Annotated in this window: 8 protein-coding genes and 2 pseudogenes; 5 read left to right on the top strand and 5 right to left on the bottom strand. The window is 62.3% G+C overall.

Annotated features, from left to right (window positions below; genetic code table 11):
• Nucleotides 1-425: 425 nt before the first annotated feature.
• Both BN2476_RS09555 and BN2476_RS49660 read right to left on the bottom strand, forming a co-directional pair.
• Nucleotides 426-1085, bottom strand: a complete 660-nt coding sequence (locus tag BN2476_RS09555; RefSeq protein WP_369122645.1) for an NAD(P)/FAD-dependent oxidoreductase — start codon at nucleotides 1083-1085, stop codon at nucleotides 426-428.
• Between the two features lie 19 nt (nucleotides 1086-1104).
• Entirely contained in the window at nucleotides 1105-1239 is a 135-nt protein-coding gene (locus BN2476_RS49660) for a hypothetical protein (RefSeq protein WP_369122644.1), read from the bottom strand.
• Nucleotides 1240-1321: 82 nt separating this feature from the next.
• On the opposite strand from BN2476_RS49660, the pseudogene BN2476_RS09550 reads away from it, so the two are divergent.
• Nucleotides 1322-1713 (top strand): annotated as a pseudogene (locus tag BN2476_RS09550) (nuclear transport factor 2 family protein).
• A 229-nt stretch (nucleotides 1714-1942) separates the two neighbouring features.
• On the opposite strand, the pseudogene BN2476_RS09545 reads toward BN2476_RS09550, so the two are convergent.
• A pseudogene (locus BN2476_RS09545) lies at nucleotides 1943-2132 on the bottom strand (IclR family transcriptional regulator); the annotation flags it as partial.
• A gap of 952 nt (nucleotides 2133-3084) precedes the next feature.
• Here BN2476_RS09545 and BN2476_RS09535 point away from each other — a divergent pair.
• Nucleotides 3085-4743, top strand: a complete 1659-nt coding sequence (locus BN2476_RS09535) for a GMC family oxidoreductase (RefSeq protein ID WP_087733897.1) — start codon at nucleotides 3085-3087, stop codon at nucleotides 4741-4743.
• A 75-nt stretch (nucleotides 4744-4818) separates the two neighbouring features.
• Here the strand turns inward: BN2476_RS09535 and BN2476_RS09530 are convergent, their stop codons facing one another.
• Nucleotides 4819-6372, bottom strand: a complete 1554-nt coding sequence (locus tag BN2476_RS09530; protein WP_160111689.1) for an FAD/NAD(P)-binding protein — start codon at nucleotides 6370-6372, stop codon at nucleotides 4819-4821.
• Between the two features lie 45 nt (nucleotides 6373-6417).
• Nucleotides 6418-7848 carry an NAD-dependent succinate-semialdehyde dehydrogenase gene (locus BN2476_RS09525; protein WP_087733895.1) on the bottom strand — a complete coding sequence of 477 codons (1431 nt, stop codon included), beginning with the start codon at nucleotides 7846-7848 and terminating at the stop codon, nucleotides 6418-6420.
• 283 nt (nucleotides 7849-8131) lie between these two features.
• Between BN2476_RS09525 and BN2476_RS09520 the strand changes: the two genes are divergently transcribed.
• From BN2476_RS09520 to BN2476_RS09510, 3 genes are read left to right on the top strand one after another with little or no spacing between them, the layout of a single operon-like run.
• Complete coding sequence (locus BN2476_RS09520; protein ID WP_087733894.1) at nucleotides 8132-9463, top strand: MFS transporter; 1332 nt, start codon at nucleotides 8132-8134, stop codon at nucleotides 9461-9463.
• Nucleotides 9464-9467: 4 nt separating this feature from the next.
• Nucleotides 9468-10421 carry a formylglycine-generating enzyme family protein gene (locus BN2476_RS09515; RefSeq protein ID WP_087733893.1) on the top strand — a complete coding sequence of 318 codons (954 nt, stop codon included), beginning with the start codon at nucleotides 9468-9470 and terminating at the stop codon, nucleotides 10419-10421.
• The gene (locus tag BN2476_RS09510) at nucleotides 10422-12776 is read left to right on the top strand and encodes an arylsulfatase (protein ID WP_087733892.1); all 2355 of its coding nucleotides are present in this window, start codon (nucleotides 10422-10424) and stop codon (nucleotides 12774-12776) included.
• Nucleotides 12777-12801: the final 25 nt, after the last annotated feature.

The raw sequence follows: 12801 nt of genomic DNA, 5'->3' as shown, positions 1-12801 counted from the left end.
CTCGTAGCGCCAGTGGCTGTAAATCGGTAGGGCCAGTCGCGCGATGAAGCGAATATGGATGGCTGTCTGGAGCTATAAAAAGGGCAGAGGCTGGCACTAGGACAAGCGCGACGTCCGAGGCAGTGTGAGAGCACTTTCCAGGAGTGCTCGTGGCTACCATTGATTTCATCGCAACGGCCCATCGCGGCGCGTGTGTCGCTTACGATCCCCTTCCAAGCCCATGGATTACGCGCCAACCTACTGGGTTGCGACCGCCGGCGAGCCGCCGGAAGACGATGGGCCGCAGGAGGGTGACGCCGATGTCGACGTGGTGATTGTTGGCTCGGGTTTCACGGGCCTGTCGTCCTGCGCGTGATACTCCTTGTAGAGAAAGCATTGTCCGATGCGACGGAACGGCGCGAAACCTTTCCACCTCATCACGCTTATTACATTTGGATATTCGAGTACCGAGTCGTAGATCGGGAGATCGCGATTCCCCGGCCATTTGCCCGCGACGCGCTCGGGCGTCGCGCCGCATGCGCCGAGAACGACACACCGTTGCCTCCGAACCCAATTGTGTAGAAGACGCTTTGCCGCGCATCGGGCTGTACGACGCGCGGCATCATGTCATGGCTCACATCCACCCAGCTCCACCAGGAATAGTCGATCTTGATTCCCCTCAAGGCTGGGAATTTTCTGTGCAGCCCCTCCACAAGCACAGCCATGTGTCGGGGGGGCTTGCATCTGCACCGGTAATAGCGCTGCGGCTCCCGATCTGCACGCGGTTGTCCGGCAGAAGACGGTAATAGAACCGGAGGGTCCTCGTATCGGTGATAAAGATGTTCGCGCGGAAGTTCGTTGCATCGATCTCTTCCAGGGTCTTCCAGGGAGAGAGGCCGGGTTAGCAGAGAATTGGACAGGATAGGCATGATCTTGGCGGAAAGCGCACTGTGCATATCGTTACGCGTGTATCCACCCGTTGCGAAGGCGACAGCCTTCGCCCGCACCACGCCGCGAGGTGTACGCAAATGATGTACTCCCCGAACAGTCTCGACCCCGAGTACGGGTGTTCCCGGATGGACCTTCACGCCAAGCTTCCGTGCCATCCGTAGATAGATAGCCAAACTACAGCTTGAGCGGGTGCACGCCAATCCCGTCAGGTTCGAGCATCGCACCCCAGCTTTCCCTATCGTCGACGTATCTCCCTGCGACTTCATTGGCAGTCAGGATGCGCGTGTCGTAGCCGAACACATCGCGCATGACTTTGCACTCGCTTACCAGAAGATCCACGAGAAGCGCTAAATGCGCGCGGACGCTTCTTCAACAAAATGGCAATTGACCAATGACAACTCAATCGAATCAGGACTATATCCGTCTTCTCGAAACGTTCAACGACGCATGGAACCGCCACGACATTGAAACGTTGATGAACTGCATGGCCGATGATTGCGATTTTTCACGGCGTGGCCGGCCCCGATTTGATGGGCCGCACTTTCGATGGCCGTGACGAAGTGCGCAAGGGTTTCTCGCTAGCGTGGGAAACCTGTCCCCTATGCATTGTGACAGGAAGGCGAGCATTTTGTGAGCGGCGAACGCGGCGTCTCAGAATCGACGTTCCGCGGCACCAAGGCCGACGGCTCGCGCGTCGAAGCACGCGTGGTGGACGTGTTCACTTTCAGGAATGGCAAGATAGCTGTTAAGAACGCCTACCGCAAGGATCGTCCGGCGTTCTGACCGCTTGAGGCGCGCCCCCCACTCGCGTCGATACCTCAAGGAGAGTGACCGCCGGCACATGGGCCGATGAATCACTTGACTTGATCGAGAAGCTGTTGCGGCTGGCGACCGCGCTCAAGGTTTCGGGGCGACATGCCGCTGCGTTCGCACGGCGGCCCAGCCGAGCATACCGTTCCCCTGATCTTCAGCTGGCCTGTCGCGATTTCCGCTGCGTAACGTCGTCGTTATCGACATACAGGCCCGCCCTGACTAGGTTTGCAATCTCGAGCAAGCGCATCCCCAAGCGGGCCGGGGGCCAACCGATCGAGGAAATCAGGCAGGATGCGGTAAGGGGTTGAGGGATGCAACTCTGCGCGCTGCCCCAGTTCTTTCAGGCTTACGGGGTCGCTATGGGCGGTGAGCGTGTCCAACAGTCGCATCACTCGATCGATAACCTGGGTCGATGTTTTGGAGCCTGGATTTGAGTGGATCGTCACTCCAACTTGCGGACCGGCGATCGACGCTATCGGCCATACGCCGGAAGATACCCTTGATACCCGCCGCGCTCCCGCGGAGACACGGCGTCCGCAATCGCAGCTTGCGCAGAGACATCAGCCCTCCGCCACCGAGTTGACCATCACCATTCCTGTCTTCGGCCGCATTTCGGATCTCGTCGGCCGTCCCGTCTGTATGGTTTCGCGGCACTCATCACGGCGGCGTTCGTCTATCCGGCCTTTTAGGTATTCACCCATGCGGCCGGCCACACCATGCTGGTATGGATCGCAATCGCGATTCTCTACGGCATCTTTTACGCCGCCATCAACGGCACCGTCGCAATTTTCCTGTATGAGTTGTTCACGCCAGAGTGCGCTATATGGGCATCGTATCTTCTCTGTGCGCGTCCTTTATCGGTCGCCGCATTGTCCAGGCATGAGCATCAAACGAAGGAGGGAGTGAGCCGCCGCCGGCTTTCTGAAACATCTTCTGGTCTCTAAAGTCCTGCTCTTTCGCACATTCCCGCGAGTCGCAGAAACGAGGGCCCGGCTAGTCGGCCGTTGCCCGCTTCGTTTTGGTGACCGTGTGGCCACGCCCGGGATCGGCCTTGTTCCGCCCCGGCCGTCTGCCCGGCCCATTCTTCTTCCTCAACTCGACGTTCCTGCTACTCGATCGTATGAACCATCACGTTCAGTTGGAGCGCGCCTAGGTGAATTCCCTGAAATTCGAGCTATCGCTATTGACCCCGTCATCAGCCGGTGACAGGATCCCAAGTGTCAAGGTATAGAACACGTGTCCCATAAACCAGGACGGCACGAAACGAAATCTCGAAGTGAGCGCCTTCGATCAAAGACCCATGCGCGGCGACGGAAGCGAACAGAATGGACGAGGATACTCATGCAGACTTATGACTACATCGTGGTGGGTGCGGGATCGGCGGGGTGCGTGCTGGGCAACCGGTTGAGCGAGTCGGGCAAGCATTCGGTGCTGCTGCTGGAAGGCGGCCCGGTCGACGATTCGTTTTGGCTGCGCATGCCGCTCGGCTACGGCAAGACGATTTACGAAACGCAGTTTGCGCGGCACTTCTACACCGACCCCGAGCCGACGATGGGCAACCGCGAAATCTTCTGGCCGCGCGGCGTCGTGCTCGGCGGATCGAGCTCGATCAACGGGCTAATCTTCATTCGCGGTCAGCACGAGGATTACGACGCCTGGGCCGATGCGGGCTGCACCGGCTGGAGCTTCAAGGACGTGCTGCCGTACTTCCGCAAATCGGAGCACAACACGCGCGGCGAAAGCACGTATCACGGGGCGAGCGGCCCGCTCTGGTGCTCCGACATCAATGAGCGCTTCGAGCTGATGGAAGCGTTCTTCGATGCAGGCGAAGAACTCGGCATTCCACGCAATCCGGACTTCAACGGCGCGCAGCAGGAAGGCTGCGGCTACTATCAGATGTTCATTAAGGAAGGCAGACGATGCAGCACCGCAGTCGCTTATCTTCGCCCGGCAATGAACCGCGCCAATCTGCGCGTTGAGACGCATGCGCACGTCGAGCGTGTGGTGTTCGAAGGCAAGCGCGCGAGTGGCGTTCAGTTCACTCAGAACGGCTCGAAGTTCCATATCTCGGCGCGCCGAGAGGTGATCCTGTCGGCTGGAGCGTTGCAAAGCCCGCAACTCCTGCAACTGTCGGGCGTCGGAGCGGCGGGACTGCTGGGCAGGCACGGCATCGATCTGGTGAGCGATCTGCCGGGCGTCGGCGAGAATTTGCAGGATCATCTTCAGTTGCGCTCGATCTATCGCGTCACGAAGCCCATCACCATCAACGACGGCATGCGCACGAAGGCGGGGCGCCTCGGGCTCGGACTGAACTATCTGCTGCGCAAGCGTGGTCCGCTTGCCTATACGGCGACGCCGGGCGGCATGTTCGCGCGTGTGCTGCCCGAATCGAAGACGCCCGACGTGCAGTTCCATTTCGGCGCGATATCGGCGGAAAAGACGCGCACCGATCCGCATAAGTTTTCCGGATGCACCTTTTCGGTGTGCCAGTTGCGGCCCGAATCACGCGGACGGCTCGCGATCAAATCGCCGGATTCGCGCGAATCGCCGTCCATCGTCGCGAACTATCTGACGGCCGAAGTGGATCAACGATGCGCGATCGAAGGGCTGCGTCTCATCCAGCGGCTCGCCGACACGCGCGCCATGAAGCCGTATCTGCGCGACACCTTCTCGCCGAGCGCGCCACTCGAGACGGATGACGAACTCCTCGCGTTCGCGCGCGAAACCGGCGGCACGATCTTCCATCCGTCCGGCACCTGCAAGATGGGCGTCGACGATATGTCTGTGGTCGACCCCGAACTGCGCGTGCGTGGCGTTGGCGGGCTGCGCGTGGTCGACTGCTCGATCATTCCGCTGCTCGTGTCGGGCAACACGAATTCTCCGACGGTGATGATCGCGGAGAAAGCAGCCGACATGATTCTCGCGGCCGCGTCGCGCGGCGATGCATCGTCGGTTGGCTTCGACAATGGCGTGAAGCGCGCCGCCGCGACGATGTCCTGACGTGGCACTAAGAAAAACGCCGGTCCCGACAATGCGCGGGGCCGGCGTTTCACATGCAATGACGCGATTCGAGCGTCACGCGACGCGCGCCATTCCCGCCTTCCTGATCGATGCTGCCAGCGCTTGCGCTTGTCCATCCGCGAGGCGTGCGTTGATCTCCATCGACGTGGTCCAGAAATAGGCGCCTGTCGCTAGACTGCCGATCAGAGAAATGCGCGGCTCGACGACGCCGCGCGCAGTCACCAGACAGCCGGTATCGAAGTCGAGCGCGACGCCGCCCGCTGCATCTTCCCGCGCGAGCCCGCGCTGCACGAGCATGCGGATCAATGGATCGCTCGTGTCGCGAGTCGATGTGCTAAAGCTCGTCGCATTGATGACCCAGTCGCATTCGATCGAGTCGAAGCCGCCATCCTTGCATGCGCGCCGCATATGGAGCGGGCCGTCGTTGCGCGGACGATGAAGTCCCGCGAATCCATCGAAGATCGACAGTTGTCCTGACGCGAGCCGCTCGACGATCTGCTCGGCGTTGCGCAGCGGAAAGGTCGCGCGGCGCGCCATCCATAGCGAGCGAAAGTCGCGCAGAAAACGCTGTCGTTCTGTGTCGCCGAGCGCGCGCCACAGGTTCTCGATGCACTCGTTGGTCGACGCCGCCACCGCTTGCCAGAGCCGCGGGCCCGAGCGTGCGCGCACGAGCTCGTCGGAGAGCGCGGCGAGCGCATCGGCGTCGCGCGGACCGAGGATGTCGGCGGGATCGTACGCGCCGCCTGCCGCGACAAGCGCACTGTGCAGCATCGCGCCGACATCTTCGAGCGTGGCGCCGCTGCGGCCTTCCAGCACGCGATCGAGCGCCGCGGGGCACAACGCGGCGAGCGACAACGAAGGATTGTGCGGGCTTTTCACCGAAGGCAGGCGTCCATTGCGCGACACGCCGACGATGCGTCCGCGATGACCGCCGCGGGCGAGCGCGACGATCGCATCCACGGCGCTCAGGCTCGTGCCGACGATGCAGACGCTGTCATAGCAGCCGATCCTCGATGTGAGTTCGCTGACGGGATAGGGCGAGTTGAAATAGCGCGCGTCGCCGTGCAGATCGGCGAATGCAACCGACGGCAGATTGCCGTTGCACAAGACCGCGCGCTGAGCGACATAGCCGTTGCCCGAATCCGTGACAATACGCACGGCCGTTCCGTGCGCCGGCGCTTCGACATCGTAGACGCGTGCGCGCACATGTTCGAGCGCCACACCGAGCGCGCGCGCTTTGCGCTGGCAGCGTCGATAGACATCGCGCAGATAAGCGCCGAACAGCGGGCGTGGATAAACGTCCTTGGGATCGATCTCGCTCACGCCGAAGCTGGCGAGATAGCGCACCGAGCGCGAGCGCAGCCAGCGCACGAAGTCATCCCGCTCGTTCGCGATGGCCGACATCGCACTGGCCGGGATGTTGAGCAGATTGCTGTTCGCATCGGCCTGATAAGCCTGGCCGGGGCCGATGCTTTCGGCGGGCTCGAAGATCAGTACGCGCAGCTTGAGCGTCGGATTCGGCTCCAGCGCATGCAGCAACTGATACAGAAACGACGTGGCGACCGAGCCGCCGCCGACGACGGCGACCGTCGAAATGGATGCATTCATCACGGGCTCCACGCAGCGCGGCATCGCGCCGCGCCATAAAGTGCATCAGATTTGCGTGACGAACTTGATGTTCAGGTATCCGTCGAAGGTTTCCGCGCCGCCTTCGCTGCCGAAGCCGCTGTCCTTGATGCCGCCGAACGGCGTTTCCGGCAGCGCCATGCCCGAATGATTGATATTGACCATGCCCGCTTCGAGCTCGGTCGCGAGCCGATGCGCTGCTTTGGCGTTTTCCGTGAACGCGTACGACGCAAGTCCGAAGGGCAGGCTATTCGCACGACGGATGGCTTCGTCGAGCGTCTTGAAGCGCGCGAGCGGCGCGATGGGACCGAAGGGTTCGTGCGTCATCAGCTTCGCGTCGTCCTCCAGTCCTGTGATGAGCGTCGGCGCAAAGAAGCTGCCGCCCAGATCGGGCGCGTAGCCGCCGGTCAGCACGCTGCCACCGCGCGCTTTGGCATCCGCGACGAAGCTCTCCATTTCTGTCACGCGCCGGTCGTGCGCGAGCGGTCCCATCACGGTATCCGTTTCTATGCCGGCGCCGACCTTGACTCTTTCGAAGGCGGCGACCATGCGATCGCGGAAAGCATCGAAGATCGCGTCGTGCACGAACAGGCGAGTCGGCGCGACGCAGACCTGCCCGGCATTGCGCAACTTCGCCTTCATGGTGACGAGCACGGCCGCATCGAGATCTGCGTCCTCGCACACGATGACGGGCGCGTGGCCGCCCAGTTCCATTGTCATGCGCTTCATGTGCGCGCTCGCTGTGGCCGCGAGCTTCTTGCCTACCTCGACCGATCCTGTGAAGGAAATCTTGCGTACCACCGGGCTCGCGATCAGATGGCTGGACACTTCATGCGGCACGCCCCAGACGATGTTGAGCACGCCGGGCGGTAGGCCCGCGTCGTGGAACAGATGTGCAAGCGCGACGACGGCGCTCGGCGCATCTTCCGGCCCCTTGAGGATGATCGTGCAGCCCGCGCCGATCGCGGCGACGATCTTGCGGATGGCCTGATTGAACGGGAAATTCCACGGCGTAAAGGCGGCGCACACGCCGATCGGTTCGCGCAACACCATCTGCCGCACCGCGGGATCGCGCGAAGGAATCACGCGCCCGTAAATGCGGCGGCATTCTTCCGCGTGCCAGTCGGCATGGTCCGCGCAGCCGACCACTTCCATCTTCGCTTCCGCCAGCGGCTTGCCCTGATCGAGCGTGAGCGCGCGAGCAATGTCGTCGGCGCGTTCGCGAGCCAGCGCACCCACACGACGCAGAATCTCCGAGCGCAGCATCGGCGAACTCTTCTTCCACGATTCGAAGGCCTTTTGCGCCGATGCCACCGCGTGATCGAGGTCTTGTACGCTCGCGTGCGGCAGGCGTCCCAGGACTTGTCTCGTCGCGGGATTCACAACCTCCTCGAAACGGCGCGCGTCGCTCGGGCCGATGAACTCGCCATTGATGTAAAGGGACAGTTCGGGATACATGCGCGGCTCCTGATGTTGGGAAAGCTTTATGGTTTCGAGTCTCGTCCTTAAATATAGGATGACACTCCCAATAATCGACATGATCGCGCGCCTTTCGACGCACTGTCAAGGCAGGAGCATCGTCTGGAAGAAGCGTCCGGTCCTCGGGATTTCCCGCAAAGCCGGCAATTTCGCTTGCGGATTCAGAGACGAGGTGCCAGCATTCTCTCAAGGATATTTGCGACAAGTGTCCTAAATAATAAGACGGCAGCCTGGATCATTTCTGGAACGTTTGGAGACAACGATGAAATCCGCCATGCCCTTATCACCCGACGACGCGCTGTTCCGAAAGATCACGCGGCGCATCGTCCCGTTTCTCTTCGTGTGCTACGTGATCAATTTCATCGATCGTGTGAACATTGGTTTCGCGAAGTTGCAGTTCCTGCAGGACCTGAAGCTCAACGACGCGGTGTATGGCATGGCCGCAGGCATCTTCTTCGTGAGCTACATGGCTTTCGAGGTGCCGAGCAATCTGATGCTGGCGCGTATCGGCGTGCGCAAGACGCTCATGCGCATTATGTTTCTGTGGGGTTTGTTCACCGTCCTGCTGATGTTCACGAAGAACGCGACGATGCTCTACGTTCTGCGCTTCCTGCTCGGCGCGGCGGAGGCGGGGTTCTTCCCCGGCATCATTCTGTATTTGACGTACTGGTTTCCGGACGCGAGGCGCGGGCGAGTGACGAGTCTCTTCGTGATCGCCATTCCGCTTGCGGGCGTGATCGGCGGGCCGCTGTCGGGCGGCATCATGAGCCACTTCGATACTGTCATGGGATTGCGCGGCTGGCAGTGGCTCTTTCTGATCGAAGGCGTGCCCGCGATGGCACTGGGGATCATGGCACTGTTTTTCCTCGACGATCGTCCGAAAGATGCAAAGTGGCTCGCGCCTGCCGAGCAATCGCGCGTGATGGCCGAACTCGCGGCGGACAGCGCCAACGGCGCGAAGGAAGGCGCGCACGGCAGCATGCGCGACGCGCTGCGCAACCCGCGCATTTATCTGCTCGCGTTCATCTACTTCACGATCTTCATGGGGCTGAACGCCGTCAGCTTCTGGATTCCGAGCATCATCCGGCAAGTGGGTGTGCAGAACATCGGAACCATCGGGCTCATCAGCGGGGGCATCTCCGTGTGCACCGCGATCGGCACGCTGCTCGCCGGCTATAGCTCGGACCGGCATGGCGAACGCCGCTGGCACGTCGCGGGTTCCGGTTTCGCGGTGGCCGCTGCGTTTCTGCTGCTTCCGCTTGCTTCCGGCAGCGTGCCATTGACGGTGTGCTGCCTTGCCGTGGCGTCGGTCGGCCTGTATGCCAATCTCGCGACGTTCTGGACGATTCCGCCTGCCTATCTGCGCGGCGGCTCGGCTGCGGGGGGCATCGCGATGATCACCGCGCTCGGTGCGATCGGCGGCGTGCTGAGCCCGAACATCGTCGGCACGCTCAAGGAGGTCACGGGCAGTCTGTATAGCGGACTTGCCGTGATCGCGTCGATCCTCATCATCGGCATGTTTACGCTGCTGTGCGCTCTGCCTTCGCCACGTCGCGAAGCGGATCGCGCCGCGCGTCTTTCGGCAATGAAATAGTGCGATGAACATCCTGGATTCGATGATCTGGATCGACGGCGGCATCTTTAGGATGGGCAGCGACGCGCATCATCCCGAAGAAGCGCCGGTGCGACGCGTGCGCGTCGACGGATTCTGGATCGATCCGACGCCCGTGACCAATGCCGCGTTCGCCGCTTTCGTCGACGCGACCGGCTATGTCACCGTGGCCGAACGCCATCCCGATCCCGCGCTTTATCCGGGTGCCGACACCGGCGCGTTGATGCCCGGCTCGCTCACCTTCGAGCCGCCGCCCGGTCCGGTCGACCGCTCCGATCCATACGTCTGGTGGCGCTATACGCAAGGTGCGTCGTGGCGCAGCCCCTATGGCGGCGCGAGCGGCATTGACGGACTGAACGATCATCCCGTCGTCCATGTCTCTTTCGCAGACGCGGCCGCCTATGCGCAATGGGCCGGCAAGGCGTTGCCGACCGAAGCCGAGTGGGAATACGCAGCGCGCGGCGGACTGGATCAGGCGGCCTTCGCATGGGGCGATGACTTCACGCCCGACGGCCTGATCATGGCCAATACGTGGCAAGGCGAATTCCCGTGGCAGAACGTCGCGCTCGACGGCTATGAGCGCACCTCGCCGGTCGGCGCTTTCCCGCCCAACGGCTATGGACTGTTCGACATGGCGGGCAATGTCTGGGAGTGGACCCAGGACTGGTATGTCGATCAGCCGCGCGCGTCGTCGAAGCCTTGTTGTGTCGTCGGCAATCCTCGCGGGCCAGCCGCTGATTCGAGCTTCGATCCGACGCAACCCGATATCCCCATTCCTCGGAAGGTCGTGAAGGGCGGCTCGTTCCTGTGCGCGCCGTCGTACTGCGACCGTTACCGTCCGTCCGCGCGTCAGCCACAAATGATCGATACCGCGTCGTGCCACATCGGCTTTCGCTGTGTCGTGCGCGGCGCCGCGCCCCAGCAACTCAAGGAGAAATAGATGGCAGAACGCAAAGCCAAAGACCGCACGTCGCTTCCGTTGCCCGAGGATCCGTTCGACGGCGAGGTCGGCAAGACCTGGAAGGATTCGCAACAAAGCTTTCCGCAGCCGATCAAGCCGCCAGCCGGCGCGCCGAACGTGGTGTTGATCCTGCTCGACGACGTCGGCTTCGGACATCCCAGTACTTTCGGCGGCCCAGTCGCGATGCCCACGCTCGATCGCCTCGCCACACGCGGCCTTCGCTACAACCGTTTCCACACGACGGCGATGTGCACGCCTACGCGCGCCGCGCTCCTGACTGGGCGCAATCATCACAGCGTTGCGAATGGGGCGATCACCAATCTCGCGACGGGCTTCCCCGGCTACAACTCGATGTGGCCGCGCGATTCCGCATGCATCGCGGAAACGTTGCGCGCCAACGGCTACGCGACCGCCGCGCTCGGCAAGTGGCACAACACGCCCGAATGGGAGACCAGCCCCGTCGGACCGTTCGACCGCTGGCCGACGGGCCTCGGCTTCGAGTACTTCTACGGCTTTCTTGGCGCGGACGCGAACCAGTGGGATCCAGTGCTCGTGGAGAACACGCGCCCCGTCGTTCGGCGCGACAGCAAGAAGGACCTTCACCTGGACGAAGATCTAGCCGACCACGCGATCTCATGGATCAGGCTGCAACGCTCGGTGAATTCGGATCGACCGTTCTTTCTTTATCTTGCGCCCGGCACCGCGCATTCGCCGCTTCATGCGCCGAAGGAATGGATCGAGCGCTATCGCGGCGCGTTCGATCACGGCTGGGACGAGCAGCGCAAGCGCACCTTCGAACGGCAGCGCGCACTCGGCATCATTCCGGCCGACGCGCAACTCACGCCGCGCCCTGCCGAGATTCCCGCGTGGGACGAATCGAGCGACGACGAGAAGCGTCTCGGCGCGCGGCTCATGGAAGCGTTCGCGGGCGCGCTGTCGCACTGCGATCACCAGATCGGCCGAGTGATGGACGAACTGGCCGCGCAGGGCATCGACGACGACACGATGGTGATCTTCATCGCGGGCGATAACGGCCCGAGCGCGGAAGGCACGCTTAAAGGGCAGGTCAACAAGTGGGGCAATCTCAACGGCATGCCACAAACGCCCGCCGAACAGCTGGCGCGCATCGACGATATCGGCGGGCCGATGAGCTACCCGAACTATCCCGTCGGCTGGGCGTGGGCTGGTTCTGCGCCGATGCAATGGGTCAAGCAGATCGCCTCGCATTTCGGCGGTACTCGCAATGGCATGGTGATGTCATGGCCGAAGCGGATCACGGATCCCGGGAGCTTGCGCGAGCAGTTTCATCATTGCATCGATATCGTGCCGACGATTCTCGAAGCCGCCGGCATTCCGATGCCCGAATCGGTGAACGGCGTCGCGCAGAAACCGGCGGAAGGCGTGTCGATGTCGTACAGCTTCAAGGAGCGCGACGCGGCTTCAAGGCGCCGCACGCAGTACTTCGAACTGCTCGGCCATCGCGCGATCTATCACGAGGGCTGGGTCGCGGGTGCGCGTCATCGCGGACGTTTGCCGTGGCAAATCGGTGGCGGCAACGCGACCGGCGATTTCGATTCCGATCCGTGGGAGCTGTATCACGTCGATGTCGATTTCTCGCAGGCGCGCGACCTCGCGGCCGAGCATCCGGAAAAGCTGCACGAGTTGCGACAGCTCTGGTGGGCCGAAGCGGAGCAACATAACGTGTTGCCGCTCGATGACCGCTACGGCGAGCGGTATCACCAGGGGCCGGCGCTCGCGCGCGGGCGCACGCACTTCGTGTATCATCAAGGCGTGTACGGCATCCCCGAAGGCAGCGCGCCGAATCTGAAGGGACGCTCGCATCGCATCGAGGTCGATCTGACGATGCCGGAAGTGGGCGCTTCGGGCATGCTTGTGACGGCGGGCGGACGCTTCGGCGGATACGGGTTTTACGTGAAGGACGGGCGCCTTCACTACGTGCACAACGTATCGGGTCTGGAGCGGCATACGGTCGTCTCCGGTCGGCCTCTCAAGCCCGGACGACAGCGCGTTCGCATGACGTTCGGCATCGAACAGCCGAAGCTCGGCGCGGGAGGCGAGGTGCGTTTTTCGATCGACGGCGAAGACGCTGGCCACGGCGCGATCGCGCGCACGGTACCGATCCAATACTCGTACACCGAGACCTTCGATATCGGGCTGGATACCGGTACGCCTGTCGATGAAACCTATGCCTGTCCGTTCGAGTTTCTCGGCGAAATCCATAGCGTGACGATCGATGTTCTGAGCGATCTCGACGAGCATGATCGCAAGCAGGAAGCGCTGGCCGTGGAGAAAGCCCGGCACGAGAACGAATAACTTAGGTCATCGCAATGAAAGAGGG

Origin of the sequence: Paraburkholderia piptadeniae (assembly GCF_900007165.1) — a bacterium.
Taxonomy (GTDB): Bacteria; Pseudomonadota; Gammaproteobacteria; order Burkholderiales; family Burkholderiaceae; genus Paraburkholderia; species Paraburkholderia piptadeniae.
This window is presented reverse-complemented; position numbering and strand designations above follow the sequence as displayed.